Origin of the sequence: Cucumibacter marinus DSM 18995, from assembly GCF_000429865.1 — a bacterium.
GTDB classification, from domain to species: domain Bacteria; phylum Pseudomonadota; class Alphaproteobacteria; order Rhizobiales; family Devosiaceae; genus Cucumibacter; species Cucumibacter marinus.
In genome coordinates this window covers 357,459-377,756 of the sequence record NZ_KE386978.1, presented here as the reverse complement: position 1 = coordinate 377,756, position 20,298 = coordinate 357,459, and the positions used below count along the sequence as shown (strand labels likewise).

Sequence of the window (20,298 nt, the reverse complement as noted above, 5' to 3'; positions counted from 1 at the left end):
GGGAGGTGGGCCTGCGTGCAAGTCCCTTTTGTGCCCCGGACGAGGTGCCCTGTCCCCGGCGAGGTGCCCTGTCCCCGGCAAAGAGTCGCCTCTGGCACCGAAGCCCAGGGGCAAGGCGAATCCCGCCTGCCCGTGGGTGACTACCTCAGCCCCAACCCGCCGGCAATGGCGTCCATCAGCGCGGAGACCCGCGCCGGCACCAGCCGTCTTGTGGGATGCACCAGATAGACCGGCATGGTCATGGTCGGCCAGTCCGGCAGCAGCTTGACGAGCCGACCGGCAGCCAGGTCTGCCCCGACTTCCTCGACCGGGAGATAGGCGACACCGGCACCCTTGACCGCCACCGCGCGCTGCGCCTCGCCATTATCGATCTGCAGCCCGCCCGACACGGACACTTCGATGCGCCCCTCCGGCCCCTCGAAGGGCCACGCATTGCGGGGCCGCATGTTGAGATTGATCAGGCAATCGGCGGATTGCAGATCCTCGGGGTGAACGGGAGCGCCGTGCCGGGTGACCCAATCCGGCGAGGCGACGACCGCAAAGCGATATGTCCCGATCCGCCGCGCTATCAGGCTCGATGGCGGCAATTCTCCGACCCGGATCGCGAAATCGAATCCTTCGGCAATCAGGTCGACCCGCCGGTCGGCGAGCGAGAGTTCGACCGTCACCCCAGGATGATCACGCCGGAACCCCGCGATCAGCGGCGCCACCCGCCTGATGCCGATGGTGAGGGGCCCCGAGATCCGGATCCGGCCTTCAAGCGCGGCGCGTTCGCCCCTTGTGGTTTCCTCCAGCGCCTCGGCTGCAGCCACCAATTGCTCGGCTCTGGGAAGGAAGGCCTCACCGTCTGCCGTCAGCCGCTGGCTGCGCGTGGTGCGCTCGATAAGCTTGAGCCCGTAATGCTCTTCCAGCGCCTGGATGCGGCGGCCCACCAGCGCCGGTGACAGGCCGAGCCGGCGGGCGGCACCGGCAAAGCTGCCCGCCTCGATCACGGCAATGAAGGTCTCGATATTGGCAAACACAATCGATACTTTTCTGCAATTATAAAACGCAATACGCGCCATTTATCGAATGATTTGTATCGAATATCTCTCCTCCATCGCAACCGCCAATCAGCAATCGGGCCCGAAACGGCCCGACATGAAGGAGACAGACCATGCGTATCGCCATTCTCGGACTTGGAAATATGGGCCGCGGCCTCGCCACACGCCTCGCCGGCAAGGCAGAGCTTCGTCTCGGCACCCGCGACGTTGACGGCGCCGCCGATTTCGCCCGTGCGCTCCCCGGCGACGTTGCCGTCGCCGACTATCATGGCGCAGCGGAGGCAGCCGACATCGTCATCCTCGCTCTGCCCTATGAGGCAGCACTTGCCGAAGCCGGCGCCAACACCGCCCTTGCCGGCAAGCCGGTGATCGACATCACCAACCCGCTCAAAGCCGATTATTCCGGCCTGACCATCGGCTTTTCGAGCTCTGCAGCCGAGGAAATCCAGAAGGCGGCACCCGGCGCCAAGATCGTCAAGGCGTTCAACACCATCTTCGCCGATCTCCTGACCAAGCCGGTCGAAGAGACTGCTCACTTCCAGGTCTTTGTCGCCGGCGATGACGCTGTCGCTGTCGAGCGGGCGATTGAAGTGGTCGGGCTTTCCGGCTTTGCGGCGGAGAAGACAGGGCCGCTCGAAACCGCCCGCTATGTCGAGGCGCTCGGCATGCTCAATATCCGTCTCGGCTATTTCGAAGGACGCGGTCAGGGCATCGCCCCGGCCTGGTCGGCGATCGCCGCCTGAGGCGTCTGACTTTACGTCAGGCCAGAACAAAGAACGGCCCCGGATGACCGGGGCCGTTCTCGTGCCGATGATGAGGCTGGGGATTGGGCTTTGCGGAAAGCCTAGCGCTCGGTCGGACCGCCTGCTGCCGCCCAGGCACCGAAGCCGCCCGCAATATGCCCGACATCGGCATAGCCGAGATCCTGAAGAACCTTCACCGCCATGGCCGAACGGTTGCCCGAAGCGCAGATGCAAAGGACCTGCTGTGCGGAGGCAAGCCGCGGATGCCGGCCCGTATTGGACTGGTCGGCAATTGCCGCCAGCGCCGGCAGCGGCGCTCGGACCGCGCCCTTGACGGTGCCCGAGCGGGCGATTTCGTCGGCACCGCGCACATCGATGATGGCGGTCGACGGGTCGCCGGCAAATTGCAGCGCATCATTGGCGGAAAGGGTTTTCACCTTGGGACGGGAGAAGAACATGAAAGCGTATCCTTGGAGGTTTCGTCGTCGTTAGAGGTCAGAGCCCGAGCGCGTGCCCGGCTGCGTCTGTCTTGGGTTTGACCGGCACCATCAGATAGTGAACGCCATTGGCATCGGCCTCCGGGAACCGCCCGGCGCGGATATTGACCTGGATCGAGGGCAGCAGCAGCGTCGGCGCGGCGAGCGTGGCGTCGCGCTTTTCGCGCATGGCAACGAAGCTTTCCTCGCTGGCCCCTTCTCCCACATGCACATTGTTGCGCTTCTGCTCGCCGACCGTGGTTTCCCAGGCATAATGGTCACGCCCCGGCGCCTTGTAGTCGTGGCACATGAACAGCCGCGTCTCGTCCGACAAGGTCAGAAGCTTCTGGATCGAGTTGAACAGCCGCTTGGCGTCCCCGCCGGGGAAATCGGCGCGTGCGGTGCCGAAATCGGGCATGAAGATGGTGTCGCCGACAAACACGGCATCACCGATCTTGTAGCTGAGATCCGCCGGGGTATGGCCCGGCGTATGCATGACCTCGACCGTCAGATTGCCGATCTTGAACGTCTCGCCATCGACGAACAGATGGTCGAAATCGCTGCCGTCGGTATTGAGGTCGGTGGCGTTGAACACCGGCCGGAAAATTTTCTGCACATCCTTGATATGCTCGCCGATGCCGATCTTCGCGCCGGTCTTGGCCTTGACGTAGGGTGCGGCGGACAGATGGTCGGCATGGGCATGGGTTTCGAGCGCCCAAACGATGGTAAGACCTTCCTCGGCAGCGCGCTTGAGGATCGCCTCGACCGAGCGGATATCGACCTCGCCCGACTTGTGGTCATAGTCGAGCACGGGGTCGATCACAGCCGCTTGCCTGGTTTCGGGGTCCGACACCAGATAGCTGATGGTATTGGTCGGGTCGTCGAAAAAGGCTTCGATTTGCGGGGCGGGAACAGCCATGATCATATGCCTTCTGGGTTGTGTGGTTCGGTTTGGCCGGTGCTTGACGCCGTGGCGTGACCGCATTACATTAGCAAGCACTAAATTAGGAAACGCTAATGAAAAGTCAAGCCCCGGATTTATCGGGTCGCGAACAGGCCGCGCAGACCATGCGTGACCATGAGATCGCGGCGCCGGATCTGCCCACTCTCGCGGCAAAGGCCGACGAGATTGCGGCCATGCTCAGGACCATGGGTAACGATAAGCGGCTCTTGATCCTGTGCAAGCTGGTCGAGCATGGTGAGGTGCGCGTCGGCCCTCTCTCCGAAATGATCGACCTCAGCCAGTCGGCCCTGTCCCAGCACCTCGCCAAGATGCGCAATGAAGGCCTGGTCGATGCGAGGCGCGAAAGCCAGACCATGTGGTACCGGGTCGCCGATCCGCGCATCGAAGAGCTGATTGCGACCCTTTATCGTCTTTATTGCGCGTGATTGCGATCCCGCGTGACCGGGCCGGCCGCCAACCGATTGGCCGCGTCCGGGTCGAGCGCTGAAAGGCGCAAACCATGACCTTCATCGTCCTTGCGGTCTTATCCGGTGCCGTTGTCGGGCTGTTCCTCGGCCTTGTCGGCGGCGGCGGCTCGATCCTCGCCGTGCCGCTGCTGATCTATCTGGTGGGCATTCCCTCGACCCATATGGCGATCGGCACCTCCGCGGTGGCGGTGGCCGCAACCGCACTGGCCAATCTGGTGCCCCACTGGCGCGCCGGCCATGTCAAGTTTCGCTGCGCGCTGGTTTTCGCCGGGGCAGGGATCCTTGGCGCCTGGGCCGGCTCGAGCCTGGCCAAGCTCGTCGACGGCGACTGGCTGCTGGCCCTGTTCGGGCTTTTGATGCTGGTCGTTGGCGGCGTGATGGTGGTGCGCCGCGACGGCCTGGGCGATCCCGAGGTGCATCTGACCGTCGAAACCGCCCGCATTCTCCTGCCAAGGCTGCTGCCGGCGGGATTTGCCGTGGGGTTGCTGTCGGGCTTTTTCGGGATCGGCGGCGGCTTCCTGATCGTGCCGGGCCTGATGTTGGCGACCGGCATGCCGATCGCCTTTGCCATCGGCACGTCCCTGATCGCGGTCGCGGCCTTCGGCGCGACCACGGCAGCCAATTATGCGATTTCGGGGCTGGTCGACTGGCCGCTGGCCGCCCTGTTCATCGGCGGCGGCGCACTGGGCGGACTGGCCGGCATGGGCCTCGGCAAGCTATTGAGCCGCGGCAAGAACGGTCTCAAGCTCGCCTTTGCCGGCGTCGTTATCGCCGTGGGGCTGTTTATCCTTGCAGAGAGCCTGTGGCCGCTGATTGCCGGCTCAGCTTGAGGGCGCGAACCGCACCAGGTTGAGGCGTTCGCGCCAGGCGAAGCGCCAGGTCAGCGCCACTGCGGCAACCGCGAGCCCCGCAGCCAGCCCGAACCAGAGCCCGACCCCGCGCCATTCGAGCACGAAGCACAAGAACCACGCCACCGGCATGCCGACCAGCCAATAGCCCACAATCGCGATGATCATCGGGATGCGGGTATCGGACAGTCCGCGCAATGCCGCCGCCGCGCAGGCCTGCAGTCCGTCAACGGTCTGGAACACTCCCGCGACCCCGAGATAGGTGACCGCAAAGCCGAACGCCGCCTGGTTCGCGGGGTTGCCCGGATCGAGATAGAAGCGCACGAACACGGCCGGCACCAGCAGAAACGCCAGGCAGCTGAGCGCCATGAAGCCGGTGCCGATGGCCATGCCGGTCCAGCCCGCGAGCTTGACCCCCTCCACATGCCGCCGGCCGGCGGCCAGCCCCACGCGAACGGTCGTTGCCTGACCGACCCCCAGCGGCACCATGAAGGCGATCGCCGCACATTGCCCGGCCACCGCATGTCCGGCCAGTTCCTCGGTGCTCAACAGCCCCATCAAGAGCGCGGCGATCGAAAACAGTCCGACCTCGGCCAGGATCATCAGCCCGATCGGCACCCCGATGCGGAAGATCTCGAAAAACTTCTGCCAGTCCGGCCGCCAGAAGCGGATCATCAGCGCATAGCGGCGATAGCGCTTGTGCGTGAGCACATATAACAGCGTCAGCCCGAGCATCAGAAAATTGACCAGCGTCGAGGACAGCCCGGCGCCCGCCAGCTCCATGCGCGGCAGGCCGAAATTGCCGAACATCAGCCCGTAATTGGTGAAAGCGTTGATCGCGATCCCCGCGCAGGTGATCCACAGGATGATCGTGGTGTTCGAATGCGCCGACAGGAACGCGCGCAGGACGTTGATCATCAGCGCCGGCAGCACCATCCACACCGCGAAGCGGATATAGATGCCTGATTGCGGCACGATCTCGGGGTCCTGCCCCAACGCCAGCAGAATATGCTCGATCTGCCAGACGAAGGGGATCAGCACCGCCGCGATGACGATGGAAACCCAAAAGCCCTGTCGCGTCGACCGCCGCACCGAACGGTGGTCGCCGGATCCGAGCGCCTGCGCCACGAGCGGGGCAACCGCTGTCGTTGCACCCACCCCGAACAGCAGAAACGGGACCATGAAGGACGTGGCCAGCGTGCCCGCGGCCAGCGCTTCGGCGCCAAGCCACCCCATCATGACGACATCGGTGGTGACGATCGCCATCTGGGCGATCTGCGAGACCACAAGCGGCCAGGCCAGCGCCAGGGTGGCGCGCAGCTCCGTGCCCCAGCTCGACGCGGGCATGGCGGCGCTCTCAGGCAGGTTTTGATCGATTTCGGTCATCGTCGGGGTACTCAAAGCTCAAACGACCCGGCGCATTTTAAGGCGCACCGGGCCGTCACTGGCATTAATAAAATCACGCCGGGCGCGGTTTGGAAATGCCTGAAGGGGTGTTTTTTGACCTATTGGTCAGGATGGTCGGGCGCCGCCCCGGAGTTTCTCTTACGGGCAAATTGCAGAAGGCTATAGAGGGCCAGAAAGCCCACCAGCACCGTGATGATGCCGCCGATCCCGAAAACCAGCCGGCATTCGAGATCGCCCGCCTGCCGGGAGGTGAAGCCCGAGATCGTCCCCGAGATGAACCCCATGGAAGACGAACAGCTCATATCGCCTTCCCCGAGCATGATCCAGATGCCGGGTGTCGCCAGCGCGAACACGGTGAGCACACCGGCGGCCCGCGCCAGGAGCGGCGTGCCTGCCGCCTGCAGGACGACGGACAGACCCGCGAAGACAAAGCAGGACGCCGCGATCTGCGCCACCCAGAAAGGCGCATTGAGGCCGGTGGGGTCGAGCGTCATCATGATCATGACCCCGATCCCGACCGCCATGAACAGCCAGCCGAACCATGCCGGACCCTGCTGGGCAGGGGTCTCGTGCAATTTCATGCCCGCACGTCTGATCTTGACCATGGCCCACTCCCTTCATCGGAAATCAGGTGACCGCAGGCCAGATTAGCGCCAGGGCGTGTGCCGAGCGTTAACGCGGGCGTGGCGTCGGGCAAACAAAAAGGCGGGTGAACACCCGCCTTTGGCTTGATCGTGATTGAGGGGACGCGCCCGCTGTCGGCCCGATTCCCGTCAGTTCATTTGGCCGCGTCAGTTCATTTGGCCGCGTCAGTTCATTTGGCGTTGAGCGGTGCCAGCACCATGACCATCTGGCGGCCTTCGGTCTTGGGCGCGGCCTCGACCTTGCCAAGCTCCACGACCTGGTCGCGGACCTTGTGCAAGAGTTCCAGCCCAAGTTCCTGGTGCGCCATTTCACGGCCGCGGAAGCGCATGGTGACCTTCACCTTGTCGCCCTCTTCGAGGAACTTGGTGACCGAGCGCATCTTCACGTCATAGTCATGCGTGTCGATGTTCGGGCGCATCTTGATTTCCTTGACCTCGATGGTCTTCTGCTTCTTGCGGGCCTCATTGGCCTTTTTCTGCGCCTGGTACTTGTATTTGCCGAGATCCAGGATCTTGGCGACCGGCGGGCTCGCATTGGGCGAGACTTCGACGAGGTCCAGTCCCTGCTCGGCGGCGATGGACATGGCCTTCGCTACGCTGATGATACCGTGGTTTTCCCCTTCGGCATCGATAAGCTGGACTTCTGAAACGGTAATATCCTCATTGGCGCGCGGGCCCGTTTTCTGGGGCTGCACCTTTCTGATCGGTCGACGAATGGCGTTCAATCCTTGCGTTGTTCGCGATTTGGGCTAAGCGCGCATAAAATCTGGTCAAACGGGGTCAAAGTCAACAGCCATTCGGCCCCGGTCCCGCTTGCGCCGCCGTTTGGCAAGCTGATAGGCAAAGCTGAGCGAAAACGTGGCGCATTCCACACAGGGTGCATCCGAACAGCGAGCCAGAGCCCGTGAACGACCCCATAACCTCACGTCGAATCGCGGTCGGGGACCGTGAAATCGCAGTCAAGCAACGTCCTGGCGACACGCCCAGCCTTTTCTGGCTGGGCGGGTTCAAGTCCGACATGGAAGGCTCAAAAGCCATCGCGCTCGATGCCTTTGCCGAAGACAAGGGCCTTGCCTGCACGCGCTTTGATTATTCGGGTCATGGGGTTTCGGGCGGCGATTTCCTCGACGGCACCATTTCGCGCTGGCTCGAGGAAGCCCTGGCCGTGTTTGCGCAGACCGAGGGGCCGCAGATCATTATCGGCTCGTCCATGGGCGGTTGGCTCGCCATGCTGCTCAACAAGGCCCTGCGGGAGGCGGGCGAGACCCGCATTGCCGGCATCGTGCTGATCGCGCCGGCGATCGACATGACGCAGGATTTGATGCGCGCGACCTTCACCGATCAGGAACGCAGGGACCTTGTGGAAAAGGGCCGCGTCGAACAACCCTCGGACTATTCGGACGAGCCCTATGTGCTGACCCGCGACCTGATCGAGGACGGGGAGAAGCATCTGATGTTCGGTGCCCCGATCGAGACCGGTTGCCCGGTCCATATCCTGCAAGGCGCCAGGGACACCGATGTGCCTGCAGATCATGCGATCAAGCTGTTGAGCCATCTCATGCTCGACCCGGTCACCTTTACGCTGGTTCCTGAAGGCGATCATCGGTTGTCGACGCCTGAGGATCTCGACCGGCTGCGCGCGGCGATCAGCGCGATGCTTCGGCCTCAAGAATAGCCGTAAGCCCTTCGCGATAGGTCGGATAGGTCAGGCTCATCCCGAGATCCTTGGATAGCCGCGAATTCCCGCAACGCTTGTTGTCGGAATAAAAGCTGCGCGCCATCGGCGTCATCTCGGCGGTGTCGAAATTCTCCGCGGGCGGCGGATCCATGCCGATAAGACTCGCCGCATATTCGATCACGGTCTGCGGCGGTGCGGGTTCGTGATCGGCGCCATTGAAAACCCCGGATGCCGATTTGAGCGCCGCGGCAGAAGCGATCTGCGCGATATCGGCGACATGGATGCGATTAAAGACCTGCCCCGGCTTGAGAATGCGGCGTGATTTGCCCTGGCGCAATTTGTCGAGCGGCGAACGGCCGGGCCCGTAGATTCCGGCCAGCCGGATAATGGCGAACGGAACCCCGGCCTGCTTCGCCGCGGCCCGCCACGCAGTTTCTGCGTCGACCCGCCATTGCCCGCGCTTCGAAACCGGCGCCGGTTCGACAGTTTCCGATATCCATGCGCCGCCGAAATCGCCATAGACCCCGACAGTCGAAAGATAGCCGATCCACTGAAGGTCCGGCATGAGTGCCTTGAGGTCGTCCCCAAGCGCCGGCAGCACCGGATCGCCAGACTCCGAGGGCGCTGCGCTTAACAACAGATGCGTCACCCCGGTCAGCGCCTGTTTGAGGTCCTCGGTCAGGACGCCGTCGAAGATGAAGGCGTCGGTGCCGGCCTGCGACAGTGCCTCGGCCTTCTCGGCGCTGCGCGTGGTGCCCATGACAGTACCAGCGCCCTGTTCGGTGTTGAGCTTTTCGGCAATGGCGCGGCCCGAATAGCCGAGCCCGAATATCATCATCTTCATGGGTTCACTTCCTCGGCGACCATTATGGCGCTTCGCCCAACCATTCGGCGCACACATCGGGATCGGTTTCCTGCGGCATATGGGCCTCTTTGAGGGAGACAAACCGGTCGGTCTGCACCTGTTGCATCAATGCCCACACCGCCGCGCCCCGAATGAGCGGGCTGTCATCATTCAAGTGGGGCGTCAGCAGGTTTTCGGCCTCCGCATTCTCCCGGTCATTGCCAATGGCGATCAGCACATTGCGCAGGAACCGCGCCCGCCCGATCCGCTTGACCGGCGAGCCGGCGAACAGGCGGCGGAACCCCTGGTCGTCGAGCCCGGCGAGTTCGGAAAGCGAAGGGGCGTTGAGATCGGAGCGGGCGGCGAGCTTGGCCTCCTGCGTGGCGCTGGCGAACTTGTTCCAGGGGCAGACCGCAAGGCAGTCGTCGCAGCCATAGATGCGATTGCCCATCGGCTTGCGGAATTCGACGGGGATCGGCCCCTGGTGCTCATTGGTGAGATAGGCGATGCAGCGCCGCGCATCGAGCCGGAACGGGGCCGGAAAGGCATCGGTGGGGCAGATATCGAGACAGCGGGTGCAGGTGCCGCATTGCTCGTCATGCGGTTCCGACCGCGGCAGTTCGGCCGATGTGAAGATCGCGCCGAGAAACAACCAGGTGCCTGCGTCCCGGGAAATCAGAACCGTGTTCTTGCCTTGCCAGCCGATCCCGGCGGCCTCGGCCAGGGGCTTTTCCATGACCGGCGCGGTATCGACGAAGACCTTGACCTCGGCCCCGGCGCGCCGGGCGATCAGCCCCGCGATTTCCTTCAGCCGCCCCTTGATGATGTCGTGATAGTCCCGGTGCCGCGCATAGGCCGAAATGACCCCGACACCCGGCATATCGAGCATTTCGAGCGGGTCGCGATCCGGTCCGTAATTCATGCCCAGCATGACGATGGAGCGGGTATCGGCCCAAAGGGTTTTCGGGTCGGCGCGGCGGTCGGCGGTGTCCGCCATCCAGTCCATACCGTCCTGCCACCCAGCCTCGAGCGCATGATCGAGCCGTTCGCGCAGATCGGGCCGTGCATCGGGGCCAGTGACCCCGACAGCGGTGAAGCCGAGCGCCTCGGCCCGGCCCCTGATCTCTTCGAGCAGTGCAGCGCCGGTTTCAGCCATTTGAGGGCTAGAAATCGAGATCGGCGTAGTGCTTTGCCGCGGGCAGGGCACCGATCCGGTCGTTGAGCAAGGTGCGGAAGGCGGGGCGGGACTTGATCCGCTGATACCAGCCCTTGACCTCGGGCACATCATCCCAGGGCACATCCCCGAGATAATCGAGCGCCGAGATATGCGCGGCGAGCGCGAAATCCGCCAGCGTCATCGCGTCCCCCGCGACCCAGCGGCGGGTGGCGAACAGGAAACTGAAATAGTGAAGGTGCTCGTTGAAATTCGCCTTGGCCGCGCGCAGCACCGAAGGGTCGGGCGTGCCGCCGGTGTCGCGGCGCACGAATTTCTCCTCGATCACATAGCGGGAGACCTCGTCATTGAGCTTGAACTGCACCCAGTCCATCAGCCGCCTTGTTTCCGCCCGTGCCTCGACGGTGGCCGGCATCAGCGCCCGCCCTGGTTCGGTCAGCGAGAGGTTTTCCTCGACATACATCAAGACGGCCGTCAGCCCCACGATCGGCGCGTGGTCCTCGATCATCAGCACTGGGCCTTCGGCAGCCGGGTCGATCTCGAGATAGGCCGTGTCGCGCCGCCAGGGCCGCATTTCCTTGATCTCGATATCGATCTCGTATTCCGCGAGCATCAGACGGATCAGGCGGGCGGCAGGCTGGAGCCGATAGCAGAGCAATTGGGGCATTTGCGCGGGGTCAGGTCTTTCCAGTGTTCGGGCCGGGCCGGCCGGGGCGGGAACGAAGGTGCCCGGAGACGGACAGCTTGCCGCCAATGGGGCACTCTAGCGCGATGACAAGCCGGCGCAAATCAAGCTAGAACAAGCGCATCTCGGGCCGGCTTCGCGCCTGATTTCATTGCAATAGGGGAACTCATGGACGCGGATCAAGGCCTTTTTGTGCCGCTCATTCTGGGCATTGTGGAGGGGCTTACCGAGTTCCTGCCGGTCTCCTCGACCGCCCATATCCTGTTGCTTTCCGAACTGCTTGGCTTCAAGGACCCGGCCAACACCTTCGCGGTTCTGATCCAGCTCGGAGCGATCCTTGCCATCATCACCGTCTATTTCGCGCGTCTGTGGACGCTTCTGCGCGATGCGCTCTCCGGTAAGGGTTATGCCTGGCGCTTTGCGCTGGGGGTGGCGCTGGCCTCGATCCCCGCCGCGCTGGCGGGCGTTCTGGCGCATGATTTCATCAAGTCGGTGCTGCAGGAATCGATGCTGGTGATCTGCCTGATGCTGGTCATTGGCGGGGTGATCCTATTGATCGTCGACCGCCTGCCCTTGAGGCCGCGCTATGACGATATCTACACCTATCCGGTCTGGCTTTATGCGGTGATCGGCATCTTCCAGATGCTGGCGCTGGTGCCCGGCGTTTCGCGCTCGGGTGCAACCATTGTCGGCTCGCTCCTGTTCGGCACCGACAAGCGCTCGGCGGCCGAATTCACCTTTTTCATCGCCCTGCCGATCATGGCCGGGGCCTTTGTCTACGACCTCTATAAGAATATCGACGTCATCACCGCCGATGTCGGGACCAATATCCTGATCGGCTTTGTCGCCGCCTTCGCTGCCGGGGCGCTGGTGGTGCGCTACCTGCTGGCCTTCGTCTCACGCTTTGGCTTCACCCCCTTTGCCATCTGGCGGATCCTGGTTGGCGGCATCGGGCTGATCGGCATCGTCGCACTGGGCTGGGGCGGCTGACCGACAAGGCAGGTAGAACACGGGACAAAAAGCCGGAATTGACAGGGCAGGCTCCCCGGGCGCGAAATGGCCGCCGGAGGGAGGTCCGCTCATGCCGGAAACCGGAACACCCGATTGGCCGACGGCGAATAACCAGCCCGCGCCCTATGGCGACCTTGCCCTTTGGGATGGTGACGGGCTGCTGCGTGCCGAGATCCAGCGCATAGCGCCGGCCCATGCGGATCGGGTGAAGGCCTTTGCAGAGGCGATCGGCACCGAGGAGGCGCTGGCGCTGGGACGTGACGCCAATCGCTACCCGCCGCAGCTGACGCAATTCGACCGCTTCGGCAACCGCATAGACAGGATCGACTTCCACCCCGCCTATCATCATTTCATGCGTGAAGGGCTCGAGGTGGGGTACGCGGCGCTGGCGCACACTGCCACCGAACCGGGCAGTCACAGCGCGCATGCGGCCATGGTCTATCTCCTCAGCCAGATCGAGCCGGGCACGTGCTGCCCCATGACCATGACCTATGCTGCCATCCCTGTGCTTGAGGCCGGTGGCGCGCCGTTCAGTGCCTGGGTCAAAGGGTGCCTTGCCGCGCGCTACGATCCAGCCGACAGGCCGGCGGTGGACAAGTCCGGCCTGACCATCGGCATGGCCATGACCGAAAAGCAGGGAGGGTCCGATGTGCGCGCCAACACCACCCGCGCCGAACGGGACGGGGAACACGCGCGGCTCTATGGCCATAAATGGTTCTGTTCCGCCCCGGCCTCGGACGGGTTCCTGACCCTGGCCCAGGCGGAGAAAGGGCTGAGCTGCTATCTCGTGCCGCGCATCCTGCCCGATGGCACGCGCAATGCCATTGCGATCGACCGGCTCAAGGACAAGCTCGGCAACCGCGCTAACGCCTCGGCCGAAATCCGCTATGAGGGCGCCTTCGCGATCCCGCTCGGCGAGGAAGGGGACGGCGTCCGCACCATCCTCAGAATGGTCCACCACACCCGGCTCGACACGGCCATGGCCCCGGCCGGGCTGATGCGGCGGGCATTGGTGGAGGCGAAATGGTGGGCCGACAATCGCATCGTCTTCGGCAAGCCGCTTGCCGATCAGCCCCTGATGCGCGCCGTGCTGGCGGATCTGGCGCTCGACTGGCGTGGCGCGCTGATGATGGGCCTCAGGGTCGCCCGCGCCTTTGACAATTCCGGGAGCGATCAGGCGGAGGCTGCGCTCGCCCGGATTGGCGTGGCGCTGGCAAAGTTCTGGGCCAATATGCGCTGTCCTGCCTTTGTGCTCGAAGCCATGCAGACCCTTGGCGGTTCAGGCTATGTCGAGGACGGCCCCATGCCCTGGCTTTACCGCGAGGCGCCGCTCAACGGCATCTGGGAAGGCTCGGGCAACATCATCTGCCTCGATGTGCTGCGCTCGATCGAAAAGGCGCCCGAAACCCTCGATGCGCTGGCCGCCGAAATCGAATTGGCCGTCGGCACCCATCACGGGTTCGATGCGGCGATGACCGATTGTTTTGCCCTTGTCCATCGCGGGATCGGGGAGCGCGAGGCGCGGGTGCTGACCGAAAGACTGGCACTGCTGTTTGCCGCCAGCCAGCTCCTGAAATCCGGCGATGTCGCCGCTGACGGCTTCATCCGCGCAAGGCTCGCCGGCGAGGGCGGCACGCTTTATGGCGCGCTGCCCGGCGGCATCGACGAAAAGGCGATTCTCGACTCAGTTTGAGGGAAGAGGATCAGCCCTGTTGGTCGAGCGTGGCCGGGGAGCCGGTCTTCCTGGTCTCGAACTGACCGTGCTTGCGGAAACGCCACAAATAGGTCGGCAGGATCGCATCCATCGCCGCCGGCTCAATGTCGAACGCATCGATATCGCGCTTCTGGCGAACGGCCTCCGAGGAGACCACATTGTCGCTCTGCAGCTGGGTTACCTGATCCCGCGTGAGGAGTTTCCAGGGCAGCAGCCCGAGCACAGACCCCATCAGGCTTGCCAGACCGAACGGGATCGGCAAAAGGATCCGCTTGCGCCCGATCACTTTCAACAGCCGCTGCATCAGCTGCTTCATGGTCTCGGTTTCCGGGCCGCCGAGCTCGTAAATCTGGCCGGTCTTCACCTGGCCCGTGGCGGCGCGGAACAGCGCCTCGGCGACATCGCCGACATAGACCGGCTGGAATTTCGTATCGCCGCCAATCAGGGGCAGCACCGGGGAAAGCCGCGCCAGCGTGCCAAAAAGGTTGAAGAACCCGTCATCCGGCCCGAATACGATCGAGGGGCGGACGATCACGGCCTTGGGGAAGGCCTTCATCACCTCTTCCTCGCCGAGCGCTTTCGAGCGCGCATAGGCCGAAGCGGCCTCCTTGTCGGCGCCGAGCGCAGACATATGCACCAGCGTCGATACGCCCGCCGCCGCAGAGGCTTCGGCTACTGTCTTGGCACCCATGGTGTGCACGGCCCGGAACTTCTGCTTGCCGGCTTCGGCCAGAACCCCGGTGAGGTTCACGACGATATCGGCGCCTTCGACCGCCCGGCGCACCGAATCGGGATAGCGCAGATTGGCCTGGATCGGCTGCACCTGCCCGACCGCGCCCAGCGGGCGCACATGTCCGGCCAGATCGGGACGGCGCACGGCGACCCGCACCCGGTAGCCGGCCCGCGCCAGCTTCTGCACGAGATAAGTGCCGATAAACCCGGATCCGCCAAAGACCGTCACCAGACCCCGGTCCGCGTGGTCAATGCCCGAATGCGCCATGGTTGCTGCTCCTCATGTCCCGGTCGGCTGACCGGCAAGACTGACTACAAGACTGACTATATGCCGACAAGGCTGACTGTATCACAGGACGCGCCGCCCCGTGCGTTGGGGCTCTTTTGTCATAGAGCCGGGGGCGCGGGCAAGAGGGGCGTTCAAGCGGCGCGCGGTGCTTTGGGCAACGCCTGTGGCACAGGCAACGACGCGCGTTCGGGCCGGCACTGGCAGGGGTTGTCATGAGCGCCCGGTTCGCCGGCAATGCCGGCTTGACTCGCATCGGCAAATGTTCTTGATTTGTTCGCGTACTTTGAGACCTGCTTTAGGCCATTGTCACCGGCGGCCCGCTGCGCCTTGCACCTTGCGTGGCGGGTGCGTCCGGTGGCGTTCACTGGCTTGCGGCAAGAACGTCGCGGCAAGAACGTCGCGGCAAGAACGTCGCGGCAAGATCTTTTCGCATCCGCCGCTGTCCCGGAGGATGCCACGCCAATGAGATTGTCCCATGCCTGATACCGACACCAGAACCGCACCGTTCACCGAGGCCGAAACCGTCCATGGCGGATGCCATTGCGGGGCGGTGCGTTTCGAGGCGGTGACCGCGCTCGACAGCCTGGGCGACTGCAATTGTTCGCGCTGTGCCCGGCTCGGCTGGGTCATGCAGTCGGTGCCCGCGCGCGATTTCAGGTTGATCAGCGGGGCAGAGGCGTTGACCCCCTATCGCTTCAATACCGAACGGATCGAGCATCTGTTCTGCGCGGTCTGCGGCATTGAAAGCTTTGCCCGCGGCACCGATGCGGAGGGTCAGGCGCTTTATATGGTCAATGTGAACTGCCTCGAGGGGGTCGAAATCGACCGCGGCAGGATTCATCACTGGGACGGACGGAGCCTTTGACGCGCTCTTGCGTTTGACTGGGGCGGTCCGGTCCCGAACCTTCACATCGGCGCCTCCGCCCCCTTCTGGAGCGCCGGTGCCGGGGCCGGACCGTCCTGTTTTTTGCCCGTCCAGCGAGGGCGTCCGGCAGGCGCCGGCACGGCCCGAAAAATATTGCCGGTTTGCGCGATTTGACCGCCAAACCCTGATTGACAAACTCCTGAACCCGCAATAGTCATGCACCCCATTCCGGGCGTGAGCCCGGCGTGCCCAGGTGGCGGAATTGGTAGACGCGCTAGCTTCAGGTGCTAGTTTCCGTATGGAAGTGGAAGTTCGAGTCTTCTCCTGGGCACCATCCACCCTTCTCACAGATGAACATAGATCCTCGAAAGTGCCAGGTTTCTAGGCATTTCCGCGGGATAGATGTGAACATAGCGAACGCTCCTAACCCTTGTTTCGCATGAGTGCGGGTATCGTAGGGGGTATCGGGCAGATTCATTTCTTCAGGATGGACACGGCTTCTTCGGCGGCGCGAATGAGCGGGCCGGCGGCATCGCTTGTCTGAACCAGTTGAATGAACAGCAGATCGATCAGTGCGAGCTGCGCATCGCGTGAGAAGATGGCCGAGGAGCGGTGACGCTCTTCTTCGGCAACGGCATAAAGCTGTACATCGGCAAGTTCGGCCAGCCGATTGGGCTGAGCACCGGTGATCGTGAGCACGCCCGCGCCATTCTTGCTTGCGGTTTCCACGATGCGGCGGGTCTCGAGGCTGTCGCCAGACTGCGATAGCGCGATCACCAGATCACCTGCCGTCAGAGTGGCGGCATTGGCCACCTGCACATGGCTGTCGGCATCGAAGATCACCATGCGGTGGAGCCTTTGCAGCTTGTAGGTGAGATCGCGGGCAACCAGCGACGATGCCCCGACGCCGACAATCTGCACTCGCGCCGCCTTCTCGATCAGATCGAGTACACGCCGCATGGCGTTGCGTGAGACGCATTCGAGTTGCGAGCCCGGTGGCGCTGAACTTCGCGCGGGACAAATACCTGAGGTCGACGAGTGCTGGCGATCGCATACTCCTGCAGGAGTCATCACCGCGTTGGTTACGCAGCCGGCCGCACAAGCTCGACTTGAGCGTGGTTCCAGCTGCTCTTGAATGCCTGAAAAGTGTCCGCAGTACTCGTCTTCAGTCACTCCCCAACGCGGCCGCGATCTCCTAGCGAAGAAGCCCATTGCAGGCCACCAAAACAGTGTTCACCGGTGCCAGAACGCTGCCTACACATGCAAAAACAACTTCAGAATCCACTTGTTTGGTGGCACGGACATACAAGCGTCGTGACACCGATCTCAAGGTTGGTTATACCTATCACAAACAATCTGGAGAGAGTGATGATTCAACAAAGCGCATCCAATGCGTCGCTCGGACGCGGGTTTGGCGGTCCGGGCAAATATGTCCAGGCACCGGGCGCACTGCGGGCACTTGGCGAGTATCTGAATGCCTATGGGCCGACCACTTTCATACTTATCGATCGTTTCATTGATGACTTGATGGGTGCAGAGCTTCGCGAATCGCTCGCAAAGGCAGGTGTGACGGCGCACTTCGAACTGTTTGGTGGCGAATGCAGCGCAGAAGAAATCGATAGGGCCGTTACGGCTGCCAAGAATGCCGGTGGCCATTCCGTGGTTGGTATTGGTGGCGGCAAGACCATGGATACCGCCAAGGTGGTTGCGGTCGATTTGAAACTGCCAATGATCATCGCGCCCACGGTTGCCTCCACGGACGCGCCCTGCAGTGCCATTGCGGTGCGGTACACTTCAGCGGGCGTGCTCGATACAGGATTGTTTCTGATGCGCAATCCAGACCTCGTTCTGGTCGACAGCGCAGTCGTCGCCGCCGCGCCTCCGCGCTATCTCATTTCCGGTATCGGTGATGCGTTCTCGACCTGGTTCGAGGCGCGTTCCAACCTCGAGGCGCGATGTGACAATTTCATTGGACATCGTCATCCGCCAACGGCGGCCGGTATCGCGATTGCGCAAAAATGTCATGAGATCCTCCTCCGGGATGGGCTTTCCGCCCGGCAGGCCGTGGAGCGCGGCGCGCTCACGCCGGCGGTGGAAGCCATTATCGAAGCGAATACGCTTCTAAGTGGTCTGGGCTTTGAAAATTGTGGCGTGTCGGCTGCGCACGGCATCAGTGATGCCTTGACTGAGTTGGATGCGGCACATGCCTATCTACACGGCGAGAAGGTGGCGTTTGGTGTCCTGTGCATGTTGGTGCTCGAGGGCCGGCCCCATGAGGAGTTTGTCGAAGCAGCCGAATTTCTCAAGAGCGTCGGCCTGCCGACACGGCTCGAGGACGTGGGACTGATCGACGCCAGCGATGCTGACCTTGACCTTGTGGCAGAAGTCGCGCTGAAGGCTGGCGCTTCGACGCTGCGCACATCCGTGCCCCTTTCGACGCAGATGGTGAGGGACGCGATCATCGCTGCCGACGCGAACTCATCAGCGCTTGGGCATGGTCCCGCCTGGAGAGGCGGCAAGAGCTGATCGCCCTCTGCCATTTTCAGCTTGCCCGCACCGGCTCCGATCTTTGATCTCTTTGCCTGTGCGGGCTTTTTCATGCCAGGCGTTGCACGCCGGAGAAGCACCAGGCAGGATCTGTTCGTATTATCCCAAGGACATGTGGAAACAGCAGAGCGCGGCGATCTGCAGAAGGGGCCCGCAGTTGAACCCCTTCTCCCGTTGAAAAGGCAGGGTGCGGCTAATGCCGGTACCCCGCCCAGTCGATCATGGATGGCTCACCGCCTCCCGCGACGGTGAACCATCCAACGCAGGCTAGAGATGCTGTTCCTTGCGGCGCATCTCTTCATAGGCAGCCTGTTCCTTCTCGTAGTAGGCAGGGGAGGGGAAGTCCCACCAGCCATCGGCGAAGGGACCCGCAGCGTCGCGTGATGTAATGACCTCGACCAAGGCGGGGCCGTCGGTTTCGAAGGCTTTTTCCAGCGCAGGCTTGAGATCGTCCGCTTCGGTCACTTTCCAGGATGGCACCCCGAACGCTTCGGCGAGTTCGGCAATGTCCGCGCTATAGGGCTCGCCATTGCCATGATCGCGATTGAACTCGGACCCGATATGCCGGCCTTGAAACTTGCGCTGTCCACCACGGATCGACATGTAGCCCGAATTGTTCTGAACCATGATCACAGTGCCGATCTTGTGCATCTGTGCGACACCCAGTTCCGGCGCGCACATCATGAAATCGCCGTCACCGACGACTGCCGCGACCTGCCGGTCCGGCATAGCGAGCTTGGCACCAAAGGCTGCAGGCACGGCCCAGCCCATGGGCGAGTACGAGCCGGAGGTCAGATGAGTGCGGGGCTGATAGACGGGGAAACTCTGCTTGACCGCGCCCTGGGTATTGCCGGATCCCGCGACCACGATGCCATCCCGCCCCATCACTTCCCGAAGAACCTTCAGCGGGAACTGCGAGGTAAAGGGCGCCTCGCGGCTGTTGAGGCGCGGGGCCAGCTTTTCGGCCCAAGCCTGTTTGGCCGATTCAATATCCGCGAGGAAAACCGCCTTCTTCTCGACCGCTTTGGCGGAGTCGGCATCGGAAATCATGGCCAGCATTGCTTCGAGGGTTACGCGGGCATCCGCGACGATTCCGACCTCTGTGGGATAGTTCTTGCCGATTTCGTGATGATCGAGATCGATGTGAATCAGCTTCGCCGGCGGAATCGAGAAACTGACGCCCCTCGCATAGCTCGATGCCGACCAGTCGGTGAACCGGCAGCCGACCGAAATCACCAGGTCGGCGCTCGCTGTAATCCCGTTGCCCGAGCTGGTGCCGGTCTGACCGACGGCGCCGACGCACAAGGCGTGGTCTTCACTGATCGCCCCTTTGCCGTTCCAGGTGAAGCTGACGGCAGCGCCAATCCGCTCCGCCAGTGCCGTAAGGGCTTCGGAAGCGCCCGCAGAGATCGCCCCGCCGCCGGCGCAGATCACCGGCCTTTCGGCGCTCAGCAGCAGCGAGACGGCCTTTTCGATCGCGCGCGGGTCGGGATAGGCCACGCCCATGGCCATGCGCTCGGCAAGGGGATGGATGGCGACCTCGTCGGCCTCGCACTGCGTGTCCATCGGAAGTTCGACATGAACCGGTCCGGGACGTCCGGAAAGCATCGTGTTGAAGGCCCGGTGCATGACGAAAGGCACTTCGTCGACGCGCGCCGGCTTGTAGGATCGCTTGGTGACCTGTTCCATGATGCGGGGAAAGGCGTTCTCGTTGTGCCGGTCGATCTCCTGCATTACGCCGTGACCCTTCATGTGGGTGGCCGGACTGCCGTTGATATAGAAAACGGCTGTACTGTCGGCGAAGCAGGTCGCGAGGCCGATTACGGTATTGGCTGCGCCCGGCCCAACAGACGTCGTGACCGCCATGGGCTTGCCGCTGGCCCGCCAATAGCCGTCCGCCATGTGAATTGCCGATTGCTCGTGCATCACCTGGATAAACGGGATCTGGCAGTCTTCCTGCAGGAAGGCGTCGGTCAGACTCCAATTGCCATGGCCCGGTATGCCCGCAACATACTCGACACCATACTCCTTGAGTGCTTTGGCGACGACTTCGCCACCGGTCAGTTTTGATCTTGTCATGGTCTTTCCCGATCGATCTTGGGCAAATTTGATGATGCCGGCTTCGGTCGGGCCTGTGCCGGCGTTTGAAGTGATTGGATTCCAGCAC

The 20,298-nt window shown here is 63.1% G+C and carries 20 protein-coding genes and 1 tRNA gene; 9 read left to right on the top strand and 12 right to left on the bottom strand.

Features of this window, described 5'->3' with window-relative positions; genetic code table 11:
• Positions 1 to 140: 140 nt before the first annotated feature.
• A complete protein-coding gene (locus G489_RS0115235; RefSeq protein ID WP_245578928.1) occupies positions 141 to 1,022 on the bottom strand; it encodes a LysR family transcriptional regulator in 882 nt (293 codons plus the stop codon).
• Positions 1,023 to 1,156: 134 nt separating this feature from the next.
• Between G489_RS0115235 and G489_RS0115230 the strand changes: the two genes are divergently transcribed.
• On the top strand, positions 1,157 to 1,786 hold the full coding sequence (locus G489_RS0115230) for an NADPH-dependent F420 reductase (protein WP_029042245.1): 630 nt from the start codon (positions 1,157 to 1,159) through the stop codon (positions 1,784 to 1,786).
• Positions 1,787 to 1,887: 101 nt separating this feature from the next.
• On the opposite strand, the gene G489_RS0115225 is transcribed toward G489_RS0115230, so the two are convergent.
• Together G489_RS0115225 and G489_RS20935 are read right to left on the bottom strand one after the other, a co-directional pair.
• Positions 1,888 to 2,244: a rhodanese-like domain-containing protein gene (locus G489_RS0115225; protein ID WP_029042244.1), complete on the bottom strand. Its 357-nt coding sequence runs from the start codon at positions 2,242 to 2,244 to the stop codon at positions 1,888 to 1,890.
• 37 nt (positions 2,245 to 2,281) lie between these two features.
• Complete coding sequence (locus G489_RS20935) at positions 2,282 to 3,181, bottom strand: MBL fold metallo-hydrolase (RefSeq protein WP_035873063.1); 900 nt, start codon at positions 3,179 to 3,181, stop codon at positions 2,282 to 2,284.
• Positions 3,182 to 3,330: 149 nt separating this feature from the next.
• Between G489_RS20935 and G489_RS0115215 the strand changes: the two genes are divergently transcribed.
• Both G489_RS0115215 and G489_RS0115210 read left to right on the top strand, forming a co-directional pair.
• Positions 3,331 to 3,651 (top strand): ArsR/SmtB family transcription factor, encoded by a 321-nt coding sequence (locus G489_RS0115215; RefSeq protein ID WP_029042243.1) that lies wholly within the window; start codon positions 3,331 to 3,333, stop codon positions 3,649 to 3,651.
• 74 nt (positions 3,652 to 3,725) lie between these two features.
• Positions 3,726 to 4,523 carry a sulfite exporter TauE/SafE family protein gene (locus G489_RS0115210; RefSeq protein WP_029042242.1) on the top strand — a complete coding sequence of 266 codons (798 nt, stop codon included), beginning with the start codon at positions 3,726 to 3,728 and terminating at the stop codon, positions 4,521 to 4,523.
• Here G489_RS0115210 and G489_RS0115205 read toward each other — a convergent pair.
• The 3 genes from G489_RS0115205 to infC all read right to left on the bottom strand — a co-directional run bounded on the left by G489_RS0115205 (position 4,515) and on the right by infC (position 7,308).
• The gene (locus G489_RS0115205; RefSeq protein ID WP_245578927.1) at positions 4,515 to 5,927 is read right to left on the bottom strand and encodes an MATE family efflux transporter; all 1,413 of its coding nucleotides are present in this window, start codon (positions 5,925 to 5,927) and stop codon (positions 4,515 to 4,517) included. The genes G489_RS0115210 and G489_RS0115205 overlap by 9 nt on opposite strands.
• A 119-nt stretch (positions 5,928 to 6,046) precedes the next feature.
• Positions 6,047 to 6,553 carry a hypothetical protein gene (locus tag G489_RS0115200; protein WP_029042240.1) on the bottom strand — a complete coding sequence of 169 codons (507 nt, stop codon included), beginning with the start codon at positions 6,551 to 6,553 and terminating at the stop codon, positions 6,047 to 6,049.
• 209 nt (positions 6,554 to 6,762) lie between these two features.
• Positions 6,763 to 7,308 (bottom strand): translation initiation factor IF-3, encoded by a 546-nt coding sequence (gene infC / locus G489_RS0115195; RefSeq protein WP_029042239.1) that lies wholly within the window; start codon positions 7,306 to 7,308, stop codon positions 6,763 to 6,765.
• Positions 7,309 to 7,496: 188 nt separating this feature from the next.
• On the opposite strand from infC, the gene G489_RS0115190 reads away from it, so the two are divergent.
• Complete coding sequence (locus G489_RS0115190; RefSeq protein ID WP_035872862.1) at positions 7,497 to 8,267, top strand: alpha/beta hydrolase; 771 nt, start codon at positions 7,497 to 7,499, stop codon at positions 8,265 to 8,267.
• Here the strand turns inward: G489_RS0115190 and G489_RS20930 are convergent.
• The 3 genes from G489_RS20930 to G489_RS0115175 are packed head-to-tail and all read right to left on the bottom strand — an operon-like array spanning position 8,239 to position 10,955.
• Complete coding sequence (locus G489_RS20930; RefSeq protein ID WP_035872861.1) at positions 8,239 to 9,114, bottom strand: SDR family oxidoreductase; 876 nt, start codon at positions 9,112 to 9,114, stop codon at positions 8,239 to 8,241. The two genes, G489_RS0115190 and G489_RS20930, sit on opposite strands and share 29 nt — an antisense overlap.
• A 22-nt stretch (positions 9,115 to 9,136) precedes the next feature.
• A complete protein-coding gene (gene queG / locus G489_RS0115180) occupies positions 9,137 to 10,270 on the bottom strand; it encodes a tRNA epoxyqueuosine(34) reductase QueG (protein WP_035872858.1) in 1,134 nt (377 codons plus the stop codon).
• 7 nt (positions 10,271 to 10,277) lie between these two features.
• Complete coding sequence (locus G489_RS0115175; protein WP_029042236.1) at positions 10,278 to 10,955, bottom strand: glutathione S-transferase family protein; 678 nt, start codon at positions 10,953 to 10,955, stop codon at positions 10,278 to 10,280.
• A gap of 186 nt (positions 10,956 to 11,141) precedes the next feature.
• Between G489_RS0115175 and G489_RS0115170 the strand changes: the two genes are divergently transcribed.
• Entirely contained in the window at positions 11,142 to 11,963 is an 822-nt protein-coding gene (locus G489_RS0115170; RefSeq protein ID WP_029042235.1) for an undecaprenyl-diphosphate phosphatase, read from the top strand.
• Between the two features lie 91 nt (positions 11,964 to 12,054).
• Positions 12,055 to 13,677, top strand: coding sequence for an acyl-CoA dehydrogenase family protein (locus G489_RS20925; RefSeq protein WP_035872857.1), 1,623 nt, complete (start codon positions 12,055 to 12,057; stop codon positions 13,675 to 13,677).
• 10 nt (positions 13,678 to 13,687) lie between these two features.
• Here the strand turns inward: G489_RS20925 and G489_RS0115160 are convergent, their stop codons facing one another.
• Positions 13,688 to 14,698 (bottom strand): complex I NDUFA9 subunit family protein, encoded by a 1,011-nt coding sequence (locus G489_RS0115160; RefSeq protein ID WP_029042234.1) that lies wholly within the window; start codon positions 14,696 to 14,698, stop codon positions 13,688 to 13,690.
• A gap of 496 nt (positions 14,699 to 15,194) precedes the next feature.
• Between G489_RS0115160 and G489_RS20920 the strand changes: the two genes are divergently transcribed.
• Both G489_RS20920 and G489_RS0115150 read left to right on the top strand, forming a co-directional pair.
• A complete protein-coding gene (locus G489_RS20920) occupies positions 15,195 to 15,584 on the top strand; it encodes a GFA family protein (RefSeq protein ID WP_051332701.1) in 390 nt (129 codons plus the stop codon).
• Positions 15,585 to 15,831: 247 nt separating this feature from the next.
• Positions 15,832 to 15,918: transfer RNA gene (locus G489_RS0115150), tRNA-Leu, on the top strand.
• A gap of 140 nt (positions 15,919 to 16,058) precedes the next feature.
• On the opposite strand, the gene G489_RS20915 is transcribed toward G489_RS0115150, so the two are convergent.
• Positions 16,059 to 16,544 (bottom strand): SIS domain-containing protein, encoded by a 486-nt coding sequence (locus G489_RS20915; protein ID WP_051332700.1) that lies wholly within the window; start codon positions 16,542 to 16,544, stop codon positions 16,059 to 16,061.
• A 408-nt stretch (positions 16,545 to 16,952) separates the two neighbouring features.
• On the opposite strand from G489_RS20915, the gene G489_RS20910 reads away from it, so the two are divergent.
• On the top strand, positions 16,953 to 18,110 hold the full coding sequence (locus G489_RS20910) for a glycerol dehydrogenase (protein WP_051332699.1): 1,158 nt from the start codon (positions 16,953 to 16,955) through the stop codon (positions 18,108 to 18,110).
• 288 nt (positions 18,111 to 18,398) lie between these two features.
• Here the strand turns inward: G489_RS20910 and G489_RS0115135 are convergent, their stop codons facing one another.
• On the bottom strand, positions 18,399 to 20,210 hold the full coding sequence (locus G489_RS0115135) for a thiamine pyrophosphate-binding protein (protein ID WP_029042233.1): 1,812 nt from the start codon (positions 20,208 to 20,210) through the stop codon (positions 18,399 to 18,401).
• Positions 20,211 to 20,298 lie beyond the last annotated feature (88 nt).